Raw genomic sequence first — 22,189 nt, 5'->3', positions numbered from 1 at the left:
GGCCTGTGAGGGCTGCGCAACAAAAAGGGCCGACTGTCGTCGGCCCTTTGTCATCAGTGGGCGAGGAACTCGTACTGAGCCTCGATGAAGGCACCGGCCCGCTCGCTCAGGGCGGCGTGCACGACTGTGGTGGGGTGAACCTGATCCCAGAACATCTTGCCTTCGCAGTCGAGGGTGCTGGCGCTGCGCCGCACCATGGGGCTGGCCACGGCCTGGGCCAGCAGCGGGTTGCCGGCGATGGCGAGGCGTTCCTGCGGGTTGAAGGCGGAGAGGCTGCTGTCGCTGGCGACACTGGTGGCACTGCGGGAGGCAAACGGCTTCCACACATAGCCACCGCCATAGCAGGCGTTCTCGGTGTCGCTCAGGCCGAAGTTCTGCGGCTCGCGCAGCATCTCGGCGAACTGCTTGTCGATCTCGAACAGCTTGACGATGCCGGTGGGGGCCAGCTGGCGTGCCAGGTTCAGCAGCAGCTGGTTGTGGTAGGCGGAGACATGGCTGGCCGCCTCGACCACCTTCTGGCTGCGGGCCGAGGGGTTCTGGCCCAGATCCGGCAGGTTGAACAGCAGAATCTGCTTGGCGCCATTCAATACCATGCGGTTGGCCGCATCGCTGATGGCGTCGCGCACCCGCTTGGCATCCTGCTCGGTGTTCCAGCCATAGGCCAGGTAGTCGTTGGCACCGACCCAGAGGATCACCAGATCATCGGGTTTGAAGCTGTCCTTTTGCAGGAACTGGGTTACCTCGTAATCCAGGTTGTTGATGACCTGATACTTGGGATTCCAGGAGATCTTGTTGTAGGCCACCGCGGTGGCGCCCCCCTCCGCCTCGTTGGCGATGGTCAGCCCCGGGAACTGCCGGGTCAGCTGCTCCAGCCAGACCGGCCCGTTGGAGAAGCGGCCCTGATAGTAGGGAGGGCTGGAGGGGAGATAACCGCGCATCTTGCTGTACATCTTGCCGGTATCGGAGAGGCTGTCGCCAAACATCACGATCCGGGAGAAGGCGGGGCGACTGTCGGCTGCCTGAACTGTCAGCGCGAAGAGTCCCAATAAACACACAAACCATTTCTTCATCTTGTTGTTCTCATTGATTGGAAGCAGGTGGTGCCTGCAGGCTGTTCCTCGATAGGCAAAGGTGCTGGGAAGCTGTTTTGCCATCTTGCAGGGTATAAGGCCGAATTTTATTTCGCAGCAGTGCGGGCTGATTAAATCGATTACGGTCACATCCCCTTCCCCCAGATGGGGAGGCTTCACGTTTGTTTCACGCCCCGGCAGGCAGACTGCACCCGTACCCAATGACAGGAGCATGAAATGAACAAGGCAAGCGTAATCGGTCTGTTGACCCTGATGTCCATCTCTTCTTTCGCCATGGCGGCATATACCGGCCCGCAGGAGCAGAACAAGGTGTCCGTCGCACAGTTGAAGGATCTGGCCGATGACAGCTGGGCCACCCTGGAAGGGAAGCTGGTCAAGCACCTGGGCGGCGAGAACTATCTGTTCCGCGACGCCAGTGGCGAGGTGGAGGTGGAAGTGGATCAGGATGTGTGGCGTGGCACCGAAGTGGGCCCGGACGATCTGATCCGCATCCGTGGCGAGGTGGACCACAGCTGGAACAAGACCGAAGTGGAGGTGGAGAAGCTGGAGAAGGTAGGTGCAGCCCCGCAGAGCAAGGGTGGTTTCATCGCCAAATAAGAGCTGACTCCGCACGCCAGACGTAACAAGGGCGCCTCCATGAGGCGCCCTTTTGCATATCGTATCCCGGCGTCAGCCGGTGCGGGCCAGCGTGCGCTTGAACCCCTTCTCGGCTTGGTTGACCTTGTAGAGATAGCGGCGGGCTTCCGCCTTGGGGTGCTGCTCGGTCAGGATCTGGTAGACCGCCTCGGGCGAGAGCTGGTTGATCATGCCGGGCGCCGCCTTGCGGTCGCTGGAGAAGGTGTTGAGCACCCCGCCGGCACCGCCGTTGTAGGCCGAGATGACAGCGTAGCGACGCGAGCGCGGATCCTGGATATCCACCAGATAGACGGTCTGCAGCAGGTGCAGGTAGGCGGTGCCCACGTCTATGTTGTAGGCCGGGTTGAACAGGTCCTCCCGGGTCGGCTGGCCGCTCTTGCCCTTGACCCGCACGTAGACGTCCCGCCCGGCGGTGGCCGGGATCACCTGCATCAGGCCGTAGGCGTTGGCATGGCTGACCGCATAGGGGTTGAAGCTGCTCTCGGTCTTGATCACCGCGTAGATCAGGCTCTCCGCCACCCCGTACTTGCGGGAGGCTTCCCGGATCAGGCTGGCGTACTTGTAGCCCCGTCGATCCTCGTGGTTGGCCACCATGGGGATGTCGACGAAGAAGATGGTGCGAATGCCGAGGGTGCGCTTCTTCATCGCCGTGTTGAGCAGGTAGTCGGCATAGCGCTCGGCGCGCCAGTCGAAGCGGATCGGCTGGCCCTGGTTGTCCAGCACCTGGCCGTAGAGGAAGGGCTCGCCGCCGGGCAGGATCTCGGCGTCGGAGTAAAGATCCACTTCCGCCGGATCGTCCGGGGTGAGCAGGGTCTCGATGATGGCGCGGCGCAGGTGGGAGCGCGGGTCGATGCCGGAGACGGTCTCGACCATGATGTGGCCGCTGGAGAAGTCGATGTGGGCCCGGCTCTTGTACTGATCCGTGTATTTGACGTAGTCAAACTTGCCCGCAAACAGCGCCTCACGCCCCCATATCTCGTTCACGTTGTGGGAGAGCGCGCTGATCATGTGTTCGAAACCGCGGATGTCCTTGCCGTTGACGAGATCGTCATCCTCGTTGCCATTGGGCTTGGGGGAGGATGAGCAGGCAGAGAGAAACAGCAGGGTGCACAGCAGCCAGAAAATTCGGCCCATAGAGTCCTCAAACTGGGCGGCGGGCCGCCCGTCACTTCCGTCGTTGCCGTGAGTCGGCGGGGCCGGCCTGCGCAGGCCGGCCCCGCTCACGGGTTATTTGCTGGGCGGGGTATAACCGTCGATGGCCACTTCACCCGCTTCGAACAGGTAGTTCACCATCTCTTTCTCCAGCAACTGGCGATGCTCGAGGTTCATCATGTTCAACTTCTTCTCGTTGATCAGCATTACCTGCTTCTTCTGCCACTCAGTCCAGGCTTCCTTGCTGATATTGTCAAAAATGCGCTTGCCGAGTTCACCGGGGTAGAGCTGGAAATCGAGACCCGGGCCCTCTTTTTTCAGGCGCTGGCAAAATACGGTACGGCTCATGTTGACCTCTATGGTTGTAAGTCCGGATAGGCGAGCAGACGGGCCGTGGCGGCCGCCAGACCCACCTCTGCAGGATGGCGTAAGTTATACCAGAGTCGGTTATCCGCTTCCATGAGCAGGGGGGCCGGCGGCGCGTCGGTTTCGATCAGCATGGGCCGGATATCGAGGTGAAAGTGGCTGAAAGTATGGCGAAAACCGGCCAGTTCGCGGGGCTCGCTACCGGTCAGGCCGAGCCGCTGCAACAGCCCAGACACCTCGGTGTCCGACTCCACCTGGGGGAAGCAGTAGAGCCCGCCCCAGATCCCCTGCGGCGGCCGCTTCTCCAGCAGCAGCTGATCACCGTGGCGGATGAGCAGCATGATGCCGGTACGGGCCGGGATGCTCTTCTTGGGCTTGCTGTTGGGGTAGGCGGTGGGATTGCCCTGCGACAGCCCCTGGCAATCCTCCCGCACCGGGCAACGGTCGCAAGCGGGCTTGCTGCGGGTGCAGACGGTGGCTCCCATGTCCATCATGGCCTGGTTGTAGTGGGCCACCCCGAGCTTGGGGGTGAGGCGGATGGCCAGCTCCCACAGATCGTTCTCCACCTGTTTCTGACCGGGCCAGCCGGGCAGGGCAAGCCAGCGGGTGAGTACCCGCTTCACGTTGCCATCCAGGATGGCGTGGGGCTGGCCAAGGGAGAGGGAGAGCACGGCGCCCGCGGTGGAGCGGCCGATCCCCGGCAGCGCCATCACCTCCTCCAGCCGCTCCGGGAAGAGGCCGCCATGGAGGTCGCGGATCTGCTGGGCCGCCTTGTGCAGGTTGCGGGCGCGGGCGTAATAGCCGAGCCCGGTCCAGTGGTGCAGCACCTCGTCGATGGGGGCATCGGCCAGTGCCAGCACGTCGGGAAAGCGGGCCATGAAGCGCTGATAGTAGGGAATGACCGTAGCGACCTGGGTCTGCTGCAGCATGATTTCCGAGACCCAGACCCGGTAGGGGGTCTTCTCCTGTTGCCAGGGCAGGGTCTTGCGACCGTGGAGCTGATACCAGTCCAGGATCCTGGTGGCGAAGGTCGCGTTATCTGAGTTGTTCACATTATGCTCATGTTATTGATTTAAAACTAAATTGACTAACGTGTAGCGGTCTTGGCGCTGATACCAGTGCAACGTCCGGTTGGCGAAGGTGGTGTTGCTCGGACTGCTCACTTTGTTCTCATGTCATTGATTAAAAAGGGGAGCTCTCAGGCTCCCTCTTGAAATGGCGGTGGTATGCGCGGTTCAGCCGCGCCAGTCCTGCAGCGCCTTGAGGCTGGCATTCTGCCCACCCACCTGCAGGATGATGTAATCCTGGGCGATGGCGAGCAGGGTGACGCCGGGGGCGACTTCGCTCCCTTCCCGGTAGGTGCGCCCGTTCAACCTCACGGCCCGGTTGGCCGGGTTGGAGGAGAAGACGTGGGCGCCGTAGGCCAGCGGCGGTACCTGCTGGCGGAGCGCCTGCGGCAGAGCGCTGAGCGGCGTGGCCTGCAGCTCGGCCGGCACCTGCGGCGGCGCGCCCTGCTCCCGCAGCGGAGTGTTGTTGAGGGCATTGAGGATGCGCTCGGCCAGCCCCTGGCTGCTGTCGGCGGGCGCTGGTGCGGGCTGTGCATCGACCTTGGGGGTGACCACGGGTTCGGGCGGCGGCGGTGGCAGCGGCCGGGTGATCATCGGTTTGGGCTCGACCCGCACGAAGGGCGGGGTCACCACCTCCTTCACCTCCACCGTCTTCTCGATGGGGCGGTTGTTGAGCAGGTGCCAGCCATAGTTGGCGGCGGCCCCCATCACCAGCGCCAGCGGGGCCAGCAGCCACCAGATCCAGCGCCTGGGTTGTTCCTCATCCTGGCTGAACGGCAGCCCCATCGCCGGAATGTGCGGGGTGAACTGGGGCTGATCGGCCCGCCGCAGCGCCTTGAGCAGGGTGGACATCAGGAAGCCTCCTCCGACAGTGTGTTGATGGCATCATCCTCTGCCGGATCCAGCTTGGCCGGCTTGCTGGCCCGCTGGGCGTCATCCTCCAGCTTCGGCATGGGTTCGCCGGCCATCACGTTGAGGCGCAGCAGGGTGTTGCTGCCGGCGATGCCGTCCGGCGTCAGTCCCTGCTCGCGCTGGAACTGCTGCAGCTTGGTCTTGAGCTCGGCATCGAAGCGACGGACCTTGCGATCCGGCTGCTGTAGGGCTCGGCTGAGGGCGTTGTCGAGCCACTGCACCTGAGTGGGGCCGGCGTTGTTGCCGATCAGGGTGACGCCGCCCTTGGGCATGCGCCACAGCAGGGTGTAGCTGCCGCCCCAATAATCGCTCAGCCACTGCCGGTCTACCTGCCAGCTCTGGTTGCCGATGAGCAGGTTGGCCTTGTCGGGGCCGAGGTTGACCAGGGTGGCGTAATAGGTGCCGCCGGTCTCGTCGGTCAGGCTGACGAGGGCGGGATACTGCAGGGCCTGCAGATCGGCCAGGGAGGCCTCGCCCTCCTGGCAACGCAGGCCGGCGCGCGGCGCGTTGTCGCAGGTGGCCTCTTCCAGCTCGGTCTGGTAGCCCCACACCTTGTAGAGATTCTGCATGGCGCTGTCCGGCTCCAGCGCCTGATTGATGGCGCGGGTCAGCTGCTCCTGCTGCTCCGGGGTGTCGTCCACCTTGACCGGCACCTCCACCGTGACCACCGGACGGGTCGGGAAGACCCCGAAGAACTGCCAGCCCCACCAGCCGGTGGCCACCAGCAAGGCGCCAACCAGCGCCACCATCAGGCCGGACTGCCAGGTGCCCTCGTCACGGATGCCGCTCACCTCGAAGGCCGCCAGGCTGATGTCGCCGTGCACTATCTTGTGGCTGCCGCGGGCGAAGGCGGCGATCAGGGCGCGGTCGCAGATGAGGTTGATGAGGCGCGGAATGCCGCCGGAGAGGCGGTGCAGGGTCTGGATCGCCTTGGGGGTAAAGATGGGCTGCACGCAGCCGGCCACCTGCAGACGAAAGCGGACATAGGCATCCACGTCCTGGCAGGAGAGCGGCAGCAGGTGGTAGCGGGCTGTGATGCGCTGGGCCAGCTGGCGCAGCAGGGGCTGGCGCAGCATCTGCTGCAGCTCGGGCTGGCCGATGAGCACCACCTGCAGCAGCTTCTTCTCGTCGGTCTCCAGGTTGGTGAGCAGGCGCAGCTGTTCCAGCACGCCGGGCAGCAGGTGCTGGGCTTCGTCCACCAGCACCACGCTGCGCTTGCCTGCCGCCAGATTGGCCAGCAGGTGATCGCGGATAAGGTCGAACAGCTGCTTGAGGCCGGCATCCTGGCCATAGCCCAGCTGGAACTCGTCGCAGATGGCCGCCAGCAGGTCCCGTTCGGTCAGGGATGGATTGAGGATGTAGGCGATCTCGGTCTCTGCCGGCAACTGCTGCAACAGGCAGCGGGAGACGGTGGTCTTGCCGGTGCCCACTTCCCCGGTCAGCAGCACGAAGCCGCCCCCATCCTGCAACCCGTAGTTGAGGTGGGCGAGGGCTTCCCCGTGCCGTTCACTCATGTAGAGGTATTTGGGATTGGGCGAGATGGAGAACGGGTGCTCCGACAGACCGAAGAACTGTGTGTACATAAGGATCCATTCCGTTGTTATGGGCGGCAGGTTAAAGCCTCCCCCAAGGGATGTCAAAGACCCGGATGCCATAAGGGGGGCCAGCGCGCACCCTGATCTCCCGGTGGGGAAATCAGGGCTGCGGCCATGGCGGCTGGCGGTGGGGAAAAGGGCCTGTGAGTAGCGACGGCGTCCCGCCAACCGGGCTCGCATGGCATCGATGTCGGGCCGGGAATAGTCTCCATCGGTCAAACCGGTATAATCGGGACAGGTTTATCAAGGGAGACAGAGCTTGCAGACTTATCTGGTTGGGGGCGCGGTGCGGGATCGCCTGCTGGGATTGCCGCAGGGGGACAGGGATCACCTGGTGGTCGGGGCGACCGTGGAACAGATGCTGGCACTGGGTTTTACCCAGGTGGGCCGCGACTTTCCCGTTTTTCTGCACCCCAAGACCCAGCAGGAGTACGCGTTGGCCCGCACCGAGCGCAAGCAGGGACAGGGCTACACCGGCTTCGTCTGTCACGCCTCGCCGGAGGTGACGCTGGAGCAGGATCTGCTGCGCCGGGATCTCACCGTCAACGCCATCGCCGAAGATGACGCGGGCCAGCTGCACGATCCCTATGGCGGCATCGAGGATCTGAAACAACGGGTGTTGCGCCATGTCTCCCCCGCCTTTGCCGAAGATCCGTTGCGCATCCTGCGGGTGGCCCGCTTCGCCGCCCGCTTCCACGCCCAGGGGTTCGTGGTGGCCCCCGAGACGCTGGCGCTGATGCGCGAGATGACCGAGGCTGGCGAGCTGGCCCACCTGACCCCGGAGCGGGTCTGGAAGGAGCTGGAGAAGGTGCTGTTGGGGCCAACCCCGCAGGTGTTCTTCGAGGTGCTGCGCGAGTGCGGCGCTCTGGCCGCTCTGTTCCCCGAGCTGGACGCCCTGTTCGGGGTGCCGGCCCCCGCCAAGTGGCACCCGGAGATCGATACCGGCATCCACACCATGATGGTACTGGCACAGGCCTGCCACCTCTCCCCCGAGCTGGCGGTGCGCTTCGCGGCGCTGTGCCACGACTTTGGCAAGGGGCTGACCCCGCCGGAGTTCTGGCCGAGCCACCACGGTCACGGCCAGAAGGGGCTGCCGCTCATCCGCGATTTCTGCGAGCGCTTCCGGGTACCGAACGAGTGCCGCGATCTGGCGCTGCTGGTGAGCGACCTGCACACCCATATCCACATCGCCTTCGAGCTCAAGCCCGCGACCCTGCTCAAGGTGTTCGACAAGGCCGACGCCTGGCGCAGGCCCGAGCGCTTCGCCCAGCTGCTGGACGCCTGCCGGGCCGACTTTCACGGCCGTACCGGCTTCGAGGAGCGGGTCTATGCCGAACCCGACTATGTGGCGCAGGCGCTAGCGGCCGCCCAGGCGGTGCCGGTGAAGGAGATAGTGGCGGCCGGCTTCAAGGGGGAGGCTATTCGCGAGCAGCTGGCCAAGCGCCGGCTCGATGCCATCAGCCGGGTGCGCGACGAGTGGACCTTCCTCGAGGATTGACGAGGCATGGAGACGAGGCATGGACAAAAAAGCCCGGGTCAGTGACCCGGGCTTTTTCATGGTCGCGCCAGCATGGCGGATGGCCGCCTAGTCACCGGGGCCGAAGCGCTCATGCACCGGGTCGTAGAAGTAGGCCTGGTAGTTGAAGTCGATCCCCTTGATGTAGGGATTCTCCAGCCGGAACAGCCGGCGGGTATTGAGATGGGCGAAGCTGAGGGAGGGCTTGAAGGCCTTCAGCCAGAGCGCCTGCAGGGAGCCGTCGCGCCAGGCGGCCTTGAGCCCCAGCTGCACCCGGTTGATGGCCTGCCGGTTGCCGTTGTAGGTGAAGAAGACCCGGGGCAGGGGATAGTAGAGGGCCAGGCTCTCATCCATCATCAGCCCTTCCACCTCTTTGTGGTTCAGCTTTTCCTGAGGCAACTCGTTGATCCCGCGGCAGAAAAGATCGAAACGACCGCGAGCCACCATCTTGAACAGCTGCTCGTAGCCCTCCACCTCCAGCACTTTGAAGCCGGCCCGGCGCAGGATCTCTACGTCGAGCCAGCCCTTGCCTTGGCCGATGTCGAAGCGCTTCAGCTCATCCAGGCTGGTGGCCTTGGCAACCTCATCCTTGCGGGTGGGGCTGACAAAGCAGATGCGGTAGCTGACGATGCCGATATGGATGGGGAAGCGAACATAGTCGATGCCGCTCATGTCCCGATCGGCGCGATAGCTGTCCATGGCGAACAGGTTGGGGTAGTGGTTGAAGCGCAGGCTGACCCACATCCGGGCCAGGGTCATGGGGGGGGCGGCCTGCATCCGGTAGTCACCATGGCTGGCGCGGGTCTTCTCCAGCGCCAGGCGCAGGACCTCACGATCATAGGTGCTTCTGGGGTCGTGCTCGCTCTCCGGACTCATATAGGTGAACAGGGTCGGGCCGGCCAGCACGGGCATGGCCGTCAGCAGGGCGAGCAGCGGGGTCCAGTGCATCATGCGCTCCTGTGAAAAGCAGAGACTCTTCTGAGTGTAGTGACTCTCCCGGCCGTGGGCGGCAGAGGCGGGGTCAGGGTTTGCCGGTGGCGGGCTCGCCCGGTCCGAAGCGCTGGGTGAGGGGATCGTAAAGATAGGGGTGGTAATCGAAGTCGAGCCCCTGCAGCAGGGGGTTGTCCAGTCTGAACAGTTGCCGCTGGTCGAGCCTGGCAAACGCCAGCGCCGGCTGGTAGGTCTTGAGCCAGAGCGCCTGCAGTGAGCCATCCTGCCAGGCCAGCTGCAGGCCGGCCCGGATCCGGCGCAGGGCACGCTGGTTCTCCTTGTGGCTGTAGAAGAGGTGGACGAAGGGGTAGTAGAGCGCCAGATGCTGGTCAACCATCAGCGGCCCCAGATCCTTGTGGGTATCCAGCTCGCTCAGCAGTTCGTTGGCACCCCGGCAGAAGAGGTCAACCCGGCCGCGCACCACCAGCTTGAACAGCCGCTCGTAGCCCTCGACCTCCTGTACCTTGAAGCCGGCGGCGCGCAGTATGTCGGCGTCCTGCCAGCCGCGGCCCTGGCCATGGATGAACTGCTGCAGATCGCTGAGGGTGCGCACTCGGGCCACGGCCTGCTGCTGCTTGGGGCTGACGAAGCAGATGCGATAGCCAAGGATGCCGAGATCCACCGGGAAGCGGACATAGTCGAGGTCGTGGCTCCCCTCCGGGCGCGGGAAGCTGTCGATGGCCAGCAGGTTGGGGTAGAGGTTGTATTGCAGTACCTGGCGCAGCCGGGTCCGGCTCATGGACGGGGCCGGGCGCAGTTCATAGTCGCCGAAGCTGTCACGGGTCTTCTCCAGGGCCAGCTGCAGCAGCTGCTGGCCGTAGAGGGAACGTAAATCCCGGTCACTCTCCGGGCTGACATAGGTCACTATGTCCGCGGCCGGCAGCAGGGGGGAGAAGAGCAGACTACCGGCCAGCAGCCCCAGGATCATCGTTCTGTGGTTCATCATACCGCTCACTACTGTCACATTGAGTTGAGTGTAGCGGTTGATGGCGTCAGGACGGGCTCTCCGGCGCCGGAACCTGCGGCCTTTACCTGCCGCGCGATCGCTACCAGAACAGTTGACCCAGCAGAGGCGCCAGCAGCACTGTCACCATACCGGCGATCATCATCACCATGCTGGAGACCACCCCCTCCTCGTTGCCCATCTGATAGGCCTTGGCGGTGCCGGCGCCGTGGGCCGAGGCGCCAAAGCCCGCCCCCTTGCCGAGCCGGCTGCGAATGGCCAGCAGGGTGAGCACGCTCTCTCCCACCGCCATGCCGATGACGCCGGTCAGCACCACGAACAGCGCGGTGAGATCGCTCTGACCGCCGATGGCGCGGGTCGCCTCCACCGCGAAGGGGGTGGTGATGGAGCGCATCGCCAGACTGCGCTGCAGCATGTCGGAGAGATCAAGCCAGCGGGCCAGCAGCACGGTACTGCCCACCGCCATGATGACGGAGGCGACCACCCCCACCGACAGCGACAGCCAGTGGCGGCGAATGAGCCGGCGGTTCTCGTAGACCGGCACCGCGAAGGCCACGGTGGCCGGCCCCAGCAGCCAGAGCAGCCAGTGGGATTCGGCCATGTAGTCCTGATAGGGGATGTGAAACAGCATGACGACCGCCACCAGCAGGGTCGGCGCCAGCAGCAGCGGCATCAGCGGCAGGATGCGCTTCTTGCCGTAGAGCCATTTGCTGGCGTAGTAGAAGAGCAGGGTCAGGGCGAAGCAGAGCAGGCCGAGCAGGGTATCAGACATGGCGACGACTCCGGCGGGCCAGTTTCAACTCGAGGCGGTAGACCCTGTCCACCACCAGCGCCGTGGTGCCGAGCACCAGGGTAGTGCTCACCAGCAGCACCACCATGATGCGCCACCCCTCCTGCAGCAGCAGCTCCTGATAGTTGACCACCGCCACCACGGCGGGGACGAAGAACAGCAGCATCTCCGCCAGCAGCCAGCGGGCGCCGGCTTCAAACCACTGGGCCTTGACCACCCCGAGCAGGATGCAGGCCAACAGCAACAGCATGCCGGTGAGGTTGGCAGGCAGCGGCAGGTGGAGGGTGCGCACCGCGGTATCGGCCAGCAGCCAGATGGCCGCCAGCAACAGGATCTGGAAGGGGGTTTGTAACCAGCGAAGGGAGAGGGCTTTCATGATATGGGTCTTTCTGTGAACTTGCTCACAGTATAGAGATGGGTTAAACCTGCAAAAAATGAATTTAAATTATCAAAATCATGCCAAAGAGGCATGATTTGGTTTTGCCATCCGCCAGGAGATCGTCATGGACATCCGCGCCCTGCGTTACTTTGTCGAACTGGTGCGAGAACAGAGCTTCACCCGCGCCTCCGAGAAGCTGTTCGTCACCCAGCCCACCATCAGCAAGATGATCCGCAACATGGAGGAGGAGCTGGGCCAGCCCCTGCTGAGCCGCGCGGGACGCCGCTTCACCCTGACCGACAGCGGCCGGGTGCTGTTCAACCGGGCCCAGACCATCCTGGCCGAAATGCAGCAGCTGGAGGCGGAACTCGCCGATCTGCAGAGCCTGCAATTTGGCCGGCTGGCCCTCGGCATTCCGCCCATGGTGGGTCACGTTTATGCGGATCTGATCCGCGCCTATCGCAGCCGCTACCCCAAGGTCGAGCTCTCCATCGTCGAGTACGGTGGCCGGCGCATCGAGCAGGCGGTGCTGGAAGGGGAGCTGGATCTCGCCATCACCATGTTGCCGACCAGGGAGGAGGGGGCTTTGAGCGTCCTGGAGCTGGACCAGTATCCCATTCAGGTGGTGTTGCCCGATCTGCCGCGCTGGCGGGAGTGCTGCGAGATCCGGCTGGAGGCGCTGCGGGACGAACCCTTCCTGCTCTACACCCAGGCCTTCACCCTGAGCGAGCGGCTGGAACAGGCGTGCCGGGTGGCCGGCTTCGAGCCTCAGGTGGCGGCGCGCAGCAGCCAGTGGGACTTTCTCACCGCCATGGTGCGCAGCGGCATGGGGGTCGCCTTTCTGCCCGAGCCCATCTGCCGCCGGCTGGCACCAGACGGCCTGGTGTTGAGGCCGCTGGTACCCGAGCTGAGCTGGCGACTCGGGGTGATCTGGCCGAGCGAGCGCTATCTCTCCCGCACCGCCGAGGCCTGGCTGGCGCTCTGCCGCGAGCAGGGCTGAGCCTCATCAGGGTTTGCCGAAGCGATCCGTCACCGGGTTGTAGAAGTAGTGCTGGTAATCGAAGTTGATGCCCTTGAGGAAAGGGTTCTCCAGCTTCAGCATGCGCCTCTGCTTGAGCCCGGCGAAGGTGATGGCAGGGCCGAAACTGCGGCGCCACAAGGCTTGCAGCGAACCATCCTGCCAGGCTTGCTGCAGCCCCGTCTCCACCCGCCTCATGGCCTCGCCGTTGGCGGCATTGGTATAGAAGACCCTGGGCAGCGGATAGTAGATCAGCAGGGCGTTGTCCATCTTCAACCCCTTGATCTCCTTGTGGGTCAGTAGTTCGCTGCGCAGCTCGCTCGCCCCGCGGCACAGGAGATCGAAGCGGCCGCGAGCCACCATCTTGAACAGCATCTCGTAGCCGTCGACCTCCACCACCTTGAGGCCTGCATGGCGCAGTATCTCCACGTCCAGCCAGCCCTTGCCCTGACCGAAGCTGAAGCGACGCAACCCCTCGAGGTCGTGCACCTGTGCCATGGCCGCCTGTTGGCCTGGGCTGACGAAACAGATGCGGTAGCTGACGATGCCGAGATGGACAGGAAAGCGGACATAGGCCAGCCCTTTCTCGTCCCGCGCGCTGCTGTAGCTGTCCATGGCGAACAGGTTGGTAAAGCTGTTGAGCTCCAGACTGAGCCGGACCCGAGCCTTGGTCATGGGCGGCGCTGGTTGCAGCTCATAATCGCCAAAGGTGTCGCGGGTCTTGTCGAGGGCGAGGCGGAGCAGCTCCCTGTCATAGGTCATGCGCGGATCCTTCTCGCTCTCCGGGCTGATATAGGTAAAGCGGGTCGCCGCCAACGACGTGGAGGAGAGGAAGAGGGAGAGAAGCAGGAACAGGAGTCTATACATCCAGGCTAGGCTCTATGATTTTGTTTCATCCATTATAGTTCGGCCCCCAGCCGTTCAGGCGTGCCGGTCGCTTGCCAGCAGGCTGCCCAGCCGGCGGCAGAGGCGGCGCAGGGTCTGGTTGTCGAGGCAGGCAAAGCCGAGCAGCCATCCCTCCTGCGTCGGCGGGCCCAGGTAGAACTGGCCGAGGGGACGCAGCCCCAGCCCCTCGGTGTTGGCGGCCTCTGTCCAGCGCGCCTCGCCGCCGGGGGGCAGCCGCACGGCGCACTGCAGGCCGGCCCCGCTGTGAATGGGGGTGAGGGCGGGGCAGTGGCTGGCCAGCTCGGCCAGCAGCAGATCGCGGCGGCTCTGATAGACCAGCCGGCTCTGGCGCAGGTGGGTGGCGAAGTGGCCGGCGCGGATGAAGTCGGCGGTGACCGCCTGCAGCAGCTGGTTGCTGTGGCCGTCGACCGCGGCCCGGGCCCGGCAGAAGGACTCCATCAGCGGCCTTGGCAGCACCAGGTAGGCGAGGCGCAGGGAACCGAACAGCACCTTGCTGAAGGTGCCCACATAGAGCACCCGCCCCTGGCCATCCAACCCCTGCAGGGCGGGGAGCGGCCGCTGATCGTACTGGTACTCGCCGTCGTAGTCGTCCTCCAGGATCCAGGCGCCGTGCCGCTCGGCCTCGGCCAGCAGCGCCATCCGCCGCGGCAGGCTCATGGGCACACCGAGGGGATACTGGTGGGCCGGCGTGGTGTAGATGAGCCGCGGCGCCGGGTGATCCCCCAGCGGGTTGAGCCCCTCCTCATCCACCGGCACCGGGTGCACCCGGGCGCCGGCACTCTCCATGGCGGTGCGGGCCCCGGGGTAGCCGGGGTCCTCCACCCAGACGGTATCGCCAGCATCGATCAGCAGCTGGGTCGCCAGCAGGATCCCCTGCTGGGAGCTGGTGAGGATCAGGATCTGATCCGGTTCGCACACCACGCCGCGCGACTGCACCAGATAGCTGCTGATGGCGCCGCGCAGCGCCTCCAGCCCCTGCGGATCCCCGTAGTTCATCCAGTCACCGGCGTGCCGGCGCCACTGCTGCTGCATCAGCCGGCCCCACAGGGCCTGGGGGAAGAGGCGGGGATCCGGCTGGCTGGAGGCAAAGGAGCGGCCCACCTCGGGCACGTCGTGGCAGGCGCCGCTGTCGGCCATCTCCTGACCTCGGCGCGACAGACCGGCCGCCGACTGGGGCGGGCGCGGAGCCGGGGAGACCGCGGCTAGCGCTACGAAGCTGCCGGCCCCCACCTTGCGCACCAGATAGCCCTCCGCCTCCAGCCGGCCATAGGCCAGCTCCACCGTGCTGCGAGAGACCCCCAGGTCGGCGGCCAGCATGCGGCTGGCGGGCAGCCGGCTGTGCTGGGGCAGGTGGCCGGCCAGCATGGCCGAACGCAGGGTACGCACCAGTTGTTCGTGCAGCGGCAGATCGCTGGCTTGCTGGGTGGCAAACAGGGTGGGCAGGGCAGGCATGGGGAGCTCCCGGGCGCTAATTGGTCTGCTCATATTGGCAAAATTGGTCGGCGTGGCAAGGCCATTATGTCGCTACATTGAGGCTCAAGGTTCGGGATCCACAACGATTGGCAATTGAGAAAGGAGTCTGCATGTCGGAATACAGCGCCACCATCAGCTGGCAGCGCGGGGCTAGCGAGCCCTTCGTCGATCAACGCTACAGCCGGGCCCACTGGTGGGAGTTCGACGGCGGCGTCAGGGTGCCCGCCTCCTCGTCTCCCCACGTGGTGCCGTTGCCCTGGTCGGTGGCCGAGAACGTCGACCCGGAAGAGGCCTTCGTCGCGGCGATCTCCAGCTGCCACATGCTCACCTTCCTCTGGCTGGCGGCCAGGGCGGGCTATCGGGTGGAGAGCTACCGGGACGAGGCGGTGGGCATCATGGAAGCCAATGCCCGTGGTCGTCAGGCCATCACTCGGGTCACCTTGCAGCCGCTGGTGCAGTTCGGCGGCGAACGCCAGCCGGATCTGGCCGTGCTTGAGCAGTTGCACCACCAGGCCCACGAGGAGTGTTTCATCGCCAACTCGGTCACCACAGTCATCACAACCCGGATCCGGGTGTGAGTACAAGGAGCGTCACTATGAGTCATGTATTGAGCAGCGGGCTGGCCAGTGCCGAACAGGCCAGCCTCTTCTTCGAGGCCCAGCTGGCCTTTCGCACCGACCCGGCGGATCTGGCCGCCGATCTGCTGGCCGGGGAAGAGCGGATCGTGGTCATCGACACCCGCTCTGCCGGTCACTACGCCGAGGGACACATCCCCGGTGCCATCAGCTTCCCCCATGCCACCATGAACCCGGCCAGCACGGCCGCGCTGGCGCGGGACAAGGTCTATGTCTGCTATTGCGACGGCATCGGCTGCAACGGTTCGACCCGGGGTGCCTGCAAGCTGGCGGCGCTCGGTTTTCAGGTCAAGGAGCTGATCGGTGGGCTGCACTGGTGGCGGCAGGACGGCTTTGCGGTCGCCACCGGTAGCGAACCGGGCGTGCTGCAAACGGGAGGGATTGCCTGTGGCTGCTGATATCCATCTGAACGAGTTCGACCAGCCGGTCGGAGCGCCGCTGCCCGACTGGCGGGGCGCTGAGTTTCCGCCCCGCCGCACGCTCAACGGCTGGGGCTGTCGGCTGGAGCCGCTGGATCCCGAGCGTCACGGCCCCGGCCTGTGGCGGGCCTTCCGCGCCGATAGTGGGGCCATGTGGACCTATCTGACCACAGGCCCCTATGCAACAGAGGCGGATATGCTGGTCTGGCTGCGAGAGTGCGCCGCCAAGACAGACCCCCAGTTCTACACCATCTTCGACGAGCATGGCGAACAGCCGCTGGGGCTGGCCAGCTACCTGCGCATCGATCCCCAGGCGGGCAGCATAGAGGTGGGCTGGCTGCACTTTTCCCCCGCCCTGCAGCGCTCAAGGCTGGCGACGGCGGCCATGGCGCTGATGATGGCCAATGCCTTCGCGCTCGGCTACCGGCGTTACGAATGGAAGTGCAATGCCTTGAACAAGCCCTCCTGGCAGGCGGCGCTGCGGCTCGGTTTCAGCTATGAGGGGACCTTTCGCCAGAATCGGGTGGACAAGGGACGGACGCGGGACACAGCCTGGTTCTCGGTGATCGACAGTGAGTGGCCGGCGCTGCAGGATTGCTTTGCGCGCTGGCTGGCGCCCGACAACTTCGATGAGCGCGGCAGGCAGCGGTTGCGGTTGTCCGAACTGACCACAGCTTGTCGTGGTGATGGTCAGTTGCCGTGACAAGACAAACGAGGCCCCGCTCGCGGGGCCTCTGTCATTTCAGGCGTTACTCATGGTGCTCGCCGATGGGGGCGGCAATCCACTTCATCAGGCGCAGCATGTCAGCGGGGGCCACCCCGACCGAGAGGCCGCGCTTGCCGCCGCTCACCAAGATCTCGTCAAACTGCATGGCAGAGTCGTCGAGCACGGTGGGCAGCAGCTTCTTCTGGGCCAGCGGACTGATGCCGCCCACCTTGTAGCCGGTCAGCTTCTCGGCCTCTGCCGGCTTCATCATCTCCACCTTCTTGAGACCGGTGGCCTTGGCCAGCTGCTTGAGGCTGCACAGGCCGGACGAGGGGACGATGGCCACCACTGCCTGCTTGTCGTGATGGGCGAGCAGGGTCTTGAATACCTGGGCTTCCGGCAGGCCGAGCTGAGTCGCGGCATGTTTGCCGAAGTCGTCGTGGGCTTCGCACTCGTAGGGGTAGAGTTTGTGGGGGATCTTGAGCTTTTTCAGCAGGTTGATGGCTGGTGTCATGATGAGAGCCTTGAGTCGAAACAAGGCCAAACAGTCTGCGCCTGCCGGGCGGGTGATGCAAGTTGCTCGCGTCCCCAAGGGGTGGATGAGCGCGCCGAGATAAAAAAAGCCCGGGTCAATGACCCGGGCTTTTCATTGCAGCGCGCCTCAGGAGAAGCAGATCTGCAGCACGTAGAAGATGGCGATGGCCAGGATGGCACCCGCAGGCAATGTGATGACCCAGGAGACCACTATGTTGCGCAGCACGCCCAGGTTCAGGGCCGCGATACCGCGGGCCAGACCCACGCCCATGACAGCACCGACCAGGGTCTGGGTGGTGGAGATGGGCAGACCGGTACCGGAGGCGATCACCACGGTGGCGGCGGTGGCCAGCTGGGCGGCGAAGCCACGGCTCGGGGTCAGGTGGGTGATGCCGGTGCCGACGGTCGCCATCACCTTCTCGCCCATGGTGGCCAGACCGATCACGATGCCGATGCCGCCGAGCGGCAGGATCCACCAGGCGATGTGGGAGCTGCCACCGATCTCGCCGCCAGCCGCCACGATGGAGGCGACCGCGGAGAGCGGACCGATGGCGTTGGCCACGTCGTTGGAGCCGTGGGCAAAGGCCATGGCACAGGCGGTGATGATCATCAGGATGCCGAATACCTTCTCCACGTTGGCGAAGTGCATCTTGCTGTCATCCTGCGGGTTGTACTGCTGGCCGCGAATGTAGATCCAGCCGGCAAAGGCCACCGCGATGGAGATGGCAACGGAGAGCAGGATACCCTCGCCATCGCTCAGGTGCAGACCGACGTGGGTCAGCCCCTTCTTGATGGTGACCAGGCAGATCACCAGCGCGGTCAGGAACATGTAGAAGGGGACGTAGCGCTTGGCGTTGTTGAGGGGATCATCGGTGTTGAAGATGAGCTTCTGCACGCTGATGAACATGAAGTAGGCGATGACGCCGGAGATGGCCGGAGTGACCACCCAAGAGCCGACGATGCCGCCGAACTTGCTCCACTGCACCGCTTCCGGGCCCACGCTCACCACGGCGAAGCCGACGATGGCGCCGATGATGGAGTGGGTGGTGGAGACGGGCCAGCCGAAGTAGGAGGCCAGGATCAACCAGGCGCCGGCGGCCAGCAGGGAGGCTATCATGCCGAGCACCAGCAGATCCGGGGTGGCGGCAAAGGCGTTGCTGTCGATGATGCCGTTGCGGATGGTCGCCGTCACTTCACCACCGGCCAGATAGGCACCGGCAAATTCAAAGATCATGGCGATGATGATCGCCTGACGGATGGTCAGGGATTTGGTGCCGACCGACGTGCCCATGGCGTTGGCCACGTCATTCGCACCAATGCCCCAGGCCATCAAAAAGCCGAACAAGGCCGCCACGAGCACCAGAGTGGTGCCGTAATTCGCGATAATGTCCATTCAGTGTTTTACCCAGTCAGTCGATTACGAACGAGCCAGCATCAGTTCCAGACGGGCGCCTACACGCTCGGCCTGATCTGCCAGGTCACCTACCCATTCGAGGATCTTGTAGAGGAACATAACGTCGATCGGATTGTATTTCTGCTCAACGGCTTGCAGCTGTTGGCGCAGCCCGATCTGCATGGTGTCAGTATCGTCCTCGATAAGATCCAGCTGGTGGATCATCTCGGCAACCATTTCAACTTCACGTCCTTTAAAGCCGGTTTCGAGCAGCTCATCGAGTTCTCCGATGGCTTTCTCGGCTTGGGCGGTCGCATCGATACAGCGTTTGAGATAGGCCATGAAATCGGCCCGCATCTCGGAGGGGAATTCCATTTTGCGGCCAAGCATGCGGCCGGAAATATCCTTGGCACGGTTGGCAATCTTGTCCTGCTGGGTCAGCAGTTCGAGCAGGTCGGTACGGGCGACCGGCAGGAACAGACCACGGGGCAGCTTCAGACGGATTTCACGCTTGAGGATGTCCGCTTCTTTCTCCAGCTGGGCGATCTGCTGCCGGATCTTCTCGGCATCTTCCCAACGGTCTTCGGCAACGGCATCAAAGAAGGGAACCAACTGCTGGGAGCACTGGTGAACCTTGACGATATGCTTCTGCAGCGGCTTGATGGGGGACTTGGCAAAAAGCCCCAAAATAGTATTTACTGGCATGGCCAAACCTGTGTCGGTGAAAAAACACTCGATACGATTTTATGAGGGGCGCATGGTAACCGAACTGCGCCATCAATAAAACCGTGAATTAATCCTGATGTATCGCAGGCATTATATCCTCGCGCTTAGCATCACGCCCCCCAAAGTTGCCTGCCAGCCCGGAATGACTATGCAAACTGAGATCGAGATAAAGTTTTTTGTCTCCCGAGATATTCGACAGCCTTTTTTCAACCTTCTGAATTCACTGGAAATTATATCCAGCTCCCAAGCCTATCTCGGCAATGTCTATTTTGATACGCCCGCGCTGGATTTGCGCCGACTGGAAATGGGATTGCGAATTCGTCGCAGCGATGATTTTGCCGAACAGACGATTAAATGTCGGGGTCAGGTGGTGGGCGGATTGCATGCCAGACCCGAATACAATGCCCCCGTCGAGGGCGATCTGCCTGCCTTGGCCGCCTTCCCCGATGCGATCTGGCCAAGTCTGGCGGTGCGCGACGGGATCCAGGGCGAACTGGTGGCTCAGTTTCGCACCGACTTTCTGCGTCGCCACTGGCTGATCGCCTTCGAGGGGGCCGAAATCGAGCTGGCCTGGGATCAGGGGGAGATTGTCGGCGTGCTCGGCAAGAGCTCCATCGACGAGTTGGAGCTGGAGCTCAAATCTGGCGAGGCGAGCGCCCTGTTTGGCTTGGCTGAGCAGCTGGCTGGGCTGGGTGGCCTGCGCCTCGGGGTTCAGTCCAAGGCCCAGCGCGGTTATCGGCTGGCGGGGCTTGGCAAGCCGCTGGCGCTGCAGTCACTGCCCGCGGTCACCGAGCTGAGTGCTGTAGCGCGCATCACCCTGGGTCTGCAGCATTGGCAGCACCATGAACAGTTCTGGCTGGAGCAGACGGACGCCGCGCAGCAGACGCTGGCGTTGCAGCAGCTGCGCCTGGGGATGGATCTGGTTGCCGAGGCGGCCGACCTGTTGCCGAGCCCGGCCTGGCTCGACAGCCTGACCCGGCTCGGGCAGCGGCTGGCCTTGGTCGCCGGGCAGGCCGACTGGCAGCAGGCGTTGCCGGCGCTGTTTCTGCAGGCCGATTACGTGGGCCTGCAACTGGCCATCGCCGCCTGGCTGCACCGGCAAGGTGGATGAGCTGAACTGTGTCGCGCCTGCAATGCAAAAAAGGGTGAGCCTGGCTCACCTTTTTCTTTGGTTGGCGATGGGCGCGTCGCCGGCAGGCAATCGGGGCCGGATCAGACCTGGGTGTAGACTAGCCCGGTGCTGCGCACCACGTCTTCCCCCTGACAGCGCTGTTCCAGTGCACTGGTGTCGCAGGGCTGGCCGTTGTGTTCGATGCAGAATTCGAAGCGGGTGCGGGATTTGACCGGGGTGTGCTGCGGGTTGGCGGCGGTGGCCTGCCATTGCCACTGCTGCAACACGGCGATGGCGGCATCGCTGAACTGTGGGTTGCTGCTCTCCAGCACCCGGATCTGCTCGGCCCGCCCCGCTGGACTAATCACGTACTCGAGGGAGCTGCAGCCGGTCTGCTCCGCCAGTATGGCCTCTCTGGGGTAGCGGGACTCCATCCGGGTGAGCGGGCTCCACTGGGCGTTCACTTCCTTGAGATCGCTTAAGGGGAGGGAGGTCAGGTGGACTGTGTGGCTCTGCTGGCTGCAGCCGGTCAATGCGCACAGGGCGCCCAGCAAAAGAGTGGCTTTCATGTTCGCTTCCCTTCGTTATTGGTATTGCAGGCGGGCCGGGGCCCGCCGCTCGGCAGGGCCATTAATAAAATATTCAGCCACGAATGAAAACCCTTTACCGGCGACAGGCCAGAAAAAACCGCCTTTCGGCGGCTTTCTGCACTGATTGGCTCAGTAGTAACCCGCATCCTCCGGGTTGGGCCTGGTCTTGAAGCGGCGGTGCAGCCACATGTACTGCTCCGGCGCCTTGCGCACGGCGGCCTCGATCTCGCGGTTGGCTCGGGTCGCATCGGCCAGGTCGTCGCCACTCGGATAGTCGGCGAGCGGCGCCCCGATATGCAGGGTGTAACCCTCGCTGGTGCGGATGTTGTAGCAGGGCAGGGTGACGGTGTTCTTCACCCGCGCCAGGGTGGCGGTGCCTGTGATGGTGGCGGCCTGCTCTACCGCGAAGTAGGGCACGAACACGCTGGCATGGCTGCCGTAGTCGTGATCCGGCGCGTACCAGAGCGCATCGCCGTTGCGCAGCGCCTTGATCATCCCCTTCACGTCCATCCGGTCCACCAGATATTTGTTGGAGGCGCAGCGGCCGTGATACTGGGCATACTCCAGTACCGGATTGGTGTTGGGACGGTAGACGCCGACCCCGGGTCGCACCAGGCCGAAACAGCGGGCGTTGAGCTCCAGCGTCAGGAAGTGGCAGGAGAGCAGCAGCATGCCCTGACCCTTCTCCATGGCGGCGATGACGTGCTCTTCCCCTTCCACCTTCATCAGGTTGCGCATCCGCCAGTCTGGCCAGAACCAGGCCATGCCTACCTCGAAGATGGCGCAGCCCACGCTCTCGAAGTTCTGCTTGAGCAGCGTCTCGCGCTGATCCCGACTCAACTCGGGCATCGCCAGCTCCAGATTGCGGCGGGCAACCTTGACGCGGGATTTCAAAACCTTGCGGGCCAGGTTGCCGAGCTGGCGACCCAGCCACATCTGGCTGCGCCAGGGCAGCAGCACCAGCAGCCAGAGCAGGCTGAGGCCGAACCAGCTGGCCCAGTAACGGGGATGAAACAGGCGGGGTTCTAGACGGGGAGCATTGTCGTGGGCCATGAAAAGTCTCTTGTTCGCAATCGCCATAGGCAGGGAAGACCCGGCCGGATAAGGGGAGGCGATAAAGGCACGTGGATATCCAGAGCGGATCGTTTTACTCGCAATCGGGGGATTCTAGCCGAAAAGCGGGGCCGGGTGCGAATGGCCTCTGCCCTGGTCAGAGCTGA

General features: G+C 64.0%; 24 protein-coding genes. 7 read left to right on the top strand and 17 right to left on the bottom strand.

Going from position 1 to position 22,189, the window contains the following annotated elements; translation table 11 throughout:
• Positions 1–53: 53 nt before the first annotated feature.
• A complete protein-coding gene (locus ACB031_RS15220) occupies positions 54–1,070 on the bottom strand; it encodes an SGNH/GDSL hydrolase family protein (protein ID WP_005305430.1) in 1,017 nt (338 codons plus the stop codon).
• Between the two features lie 237 nt (positions 1,071–1,307).
• Here ACB031_RS15220 and ACB031_RS15215 point away from each other — a divergent pair, with 237 nt between their 5' ends.
• Positions 1,308–1,688 carry a YgiW/YdeI family stress tolerance OB fold protein gene (locus tag ACB031_RS15215; RefSeq protein ID WP_005305426.1) on the top strand — a complete coding sequence of 127 codons (381 nt, stop codon included), beginning with the start codon at positions 1,308–1,310 and terminating at the stop codon, positions 1,686–1,688.
• 72 nt (positions 1,689–1,760) lie between these two features.
• On the opposite strand, the gene mltC is transcribed toward ACB031_RS15215, so the two are convergent.
• The 5 genes from mltC to exeA all read right to left on the bottom strand — a co-directional run bounded on the left by mltC (position 1,761) and on the right by exeA (position 6,807).
• The gene (mltC, locus tag ACB031_RS15210) at positions 1,761–2,861 is read right to left on the bottom strand and encodes a membrane-bound lytic murein transglycosylase MltC (RefSeq protein ID WP_005305423.1); all 1,101 of its coding nucleotides are present in this window, start codon (positions 2,859–2,861) and stop codon (positions 1,761–1,763) included.
• 93 nt (positions 2,862–2,954) lie between these two features.
• Complete coding sequence (locus ACB031_RS15205; protein WP_005305420.1) at positions 2,955–3,227, bottom strand: oxidative damage protection protein; 273 nt, start codon at positions 3,225–3,227, stop codon at positions 2,955–2,957.
• 8 nt (positions 3,228–3,235) lie between these two features.
• Positions 3,236–4,297 carry an A/G-specific adenine glycosylase gene (mutY, locus tag ACB031_RS15200; RefSeq protein ID WP_371139850.1) on the bottom strand — a complete coding sequence of 354 codons (1,062 nt, stop codon included), beginning with the start codon at positions 4,295–4,297 and terminating at the stop codon, positions 3,236–3,238.
• 183 nt (positions 4,298–4,480) lie between these two features.
• Positions 4,481–5,164 (bottom strand): GspB family T2SS assembly factor variant ExeB, encoded by a 684-nt coding sequence (exeB, locus tag ACB031_RS15195; RefSeq protein WP_279462402.1) that lies wholly within the window; start codon positions 5,162–5,164, stop codon positions 4,481–4,483.
• Positions 5,164–6,807, bottom strand: coding sequence for a type II secretion system protein ExeA (exeA, locus tag ACB031_RS15190; protein ID WP_167385235.1), 1,644 nt, complete (start codon positions 6,805–6,807; stop codon positions 5,164–5,166). Before exeA ends, exeB begins: the two co-directional genes overlap by 1 nt.
• A gap of 271 nt (positions 6,808–7,078) precedes the next feature.
• On the opposite strand from exeA, the gene ACB031_RS15185 reads away from it, so the two are divergent.
• Positions 7,079–8,317, top strand: a complete 1,239-nt coding sequence (locus ACB031_RS15185; RefSeq protein WP_211048545.1) for a multifunctional CCA addition/repair protein — start codon at positions 7,079–7,081, stop codon at positions 8,315–8,317.
• A gap of 87 nt (positions 8,318–8,404) precedes the next feature.
• Here the strand turns inward: ACB031_RS15185 and ACB031_RS15180 are convergent, their stop codons facing one another.
• From ACB031_RS15180 to ACB031_RS15165, 4 genes are all read right to left on the bottom strand, one after another.
• Positions 8,405–9,283 (bottom strand): ABC transporter substrate-binding protein, encoded by an 879-nt coding sequence (locus ACB031_RS15180; protein WP_017765381.1) that lies wholly within the window; start codon positions 9,281–9,283, stop codon positions 8,405–8,407.
• 73 nt (positions 9,284–9,356) lie between these two features.
• The gene (locus ACB031_RS15175; protein WP_371139849.1) at positions 9,357–10,271 is read right to left on the bottom strand and encodes a hypothetical protein; all 915 of its coding nucleotides are present in this window, start codon (positions 10,269–10,271) and stop codon (positions 9,357–9,359) included.
• Positions 10,272–10,371: 100 nt separating this feature from the next.
• The gene (locus ACB031_RS15170; protein WP_017765379.1) at positions 10,372–11,061 is read right to left on the bottom strand and encodes an LrgB family protein; all 690 of its coding nucleotides are present in this window, start codon (positions 11,059–11,061) and stop codon (positions 10,372–10,374) included.
• On the bottom strand, positions 11,054–11,455 hold the full coding sequence (locus ACB031_RS15165; protein ID WP_005305385.1) for a CidA/LrgA family protein: 402 nt from the start codon (positions 11,453–11,455) through the stop codon (positions 11,054–11,056). Before ACB031_RS15165 ends, ACB031_RS15170 begins: the two co-directional genes overlap by 8 nt.
• A 127-nt stretch (positions 11,456–11,582) precedes the next feature.
• On the opposite strand from ACB031_RS15165, the gene ACB031_RS15160 reads away from it, so the two are divergent.
• Positions 11,583–12,458, top strand: a complete 876-nt coding sequence (locus tag ACB031_RS15160; RefSeq protein ID WP_371139848.1) for a LysR substrate-binding domain-containing protein — start codon at positions 11,583–11,585, stop codon at positions 12,456–12,458.
• 6 nt (positions 12,459–12,464) lie between these two features.
• Here the strand turns inward: ACB031_RS15160 and ACB031_RS15155 are convergent, their stop codons facing one another.
• Positions 12,465–13,343 carry a hypothetical protein gene (locus ACB031_RS15155; protein ID WP_371139847.1) on the bottom strand — a complete coding sequence of 293 codons (879 nt, stop codon included), beginning with the start codon at positions 13,341–13,343 and terminating at the stop codon, positions 12,465–12,467.
• 54 nt (positions 13,344–13,397) lie between these two features.
• Positions 13,398–14,834 (bottom strand): PLP-dependent aminotransferase family protein, encoded by a 1,437-nt coding sequence (locus ACB031_RS15150; protein WP_371139846.1) that lies wholly within the window; start codon positions 14,832–14,834, stop codon positions 13,398–13,400.
• A gap of 131 nt (positions 14,835–14,965) precedes the next feature.
• Here ACB031_RS15150 and ACB031_RS15145 point away from each other — a divergent pair, with 131 nt between their 5' ends.
• From ACB031_RS15145 to ACB031_RS15135, 3 genes are read left to right on the top strand one after another with little or no spacing between them, the layout of a single operon-like run.
• Positions 14,966–15,433: an OsmC family protein gene (locus tag ACB031_RS15145; RefSeq protein ID WP_371139845.1), complete on the top strand. Its 468-nt coding sequence runs from the start codon at positions 14,966–14,968 to the stop codon at positions 15,431–15,433.
• 17 nt (positions 15,434–15,450) lie between these two features.
• On the top strand, positions 15,451–15,888 hold the full coding sequence (locus ACB031_RS15140) for a rhodanese-like domain-containing protein (protein WP_025201106.1): 438 nt from the start codon (positions 15,451–15,453) through the stop codon (positions 15,886–15,888).
• Entirely contained in the window at positions 15,878–16,612 is a 735-nt protein-coding gene (locus ACB031_RS15135; protein ID WP_371139844.1) for a GNAT family N-acetyltransferase, read from the top strand. Before ACB031_RS15140 ends, ACB031_RS15135 begins: the two co-directional genes overlap by 11 nt.
• A 46-nt stretch (positions 16,613–16,658) precedes the next feature.
• On the opposite strand, the gene ybaK is transcribed toward ACB031_RS15135, so the two are convergent.
• From ybaK to ACB031_RS15120, 3 genes are all read right to left on the bottom strand, one after another.
• On the bottom strand, positions 16,659–17,129 hold the full coding sequence (gene ybaK, locus ACB031_RS15130; RefSeq protein WP_268027992.1) for a Cys-tRNA(Pro) deacylase: 471 nt from the start codon (positions 17,127–17,129) through the stop codon (positions 16,659–16,661).
• A 147-nt stretch (positions 17,130–17,276) separates the two neighbouring features.
• On the bottom strand, positions 17,277–18,542 hold the full coding sequence (locus tag ACB031_RS15125; RefSeq protein ID WP_005305360.1) for an inorganic phosphate transporter: 1,266 nt from the start codon (positions 18,540–18,542) through the stop codon (positions 17,277–17,279).
• A 24-nt stretch (positions 18,543–18,566) separates the two neighbouring features.
• The gene (locus tag ACB031_RS15120; protein WP_005305357.1) at positions 18,567–19,247 is read right to left on the bottom strand and encodes a TIGR00153 family protein; all 681 of its coding nucleotides are present in this window, start codon (positions 19,245–19,247) and stop codon (positions 18,567–18,569) included.
• Positions 19,248–19,416: 169 nt separating this feature from the next.
• Here ACB031_RS15120 and ACB031_RS15115 point away from each other — a divergent pair, with 169 nt between their 5' ends.
• Positions 19,417–20,379 (top strand): inorganic triphosphatase, encoded by a 963-nt coding sequence (locus tag ACB031_RS15115; RefSeq protein WP_371139843.1) that lies wholly within the window; start codon positions 19,417–19,419, stop codon positions 20,377–20,379.
• 101 nt (positions 20,380–20,480) lie between these two features.
• Here ACB031_RS15115 and ACB031_RS15110 read toward each other — a convergent pair whose 3' ends face one another.
• The gene (locus ACB031_RS15110) at positions 20,481–20,948 is read right to left on the bottom strand and encodes an energy transducer TonB (protein WP_126880575.1); all 468 of its coding nucleotides are present in this window, start codon (positions 20,946–20,948) and stop codon (positions 20,481–20,483) included.
• A gap of 150 nt (positions 20,949–21,098) precedes the next feature.
• Positions 21,099–22,022, bottom strand: coding sequence for an LpxL/LpxP family Kdo(2)-lipid IV(A) lauroyl/palmitoleoyl acyltransferase (gene lpxL / locus ACB031_RS15105; protein WP_017765370.1), 924 nt, complete (start codon positions 22,020–22,022; stop codon positions 21,099–21,101).
• Positions 22,023–22,189: the final 167 nt, after the last annotated feature.

Origin of the sequence: Aeromonas sp. S8(2024) (assembly GCF_041403085.1) — a bacterium.
Lineage (GTDB): Bacteria > Pseudomonadota > Gammaproteobacteria > Enterobacterales > Aeromonadaceae > Aeromonas > Aeromonas dhakensis.
This window is presented reverse-complemented; position numbering and strand designations above follow the sequence as displayed.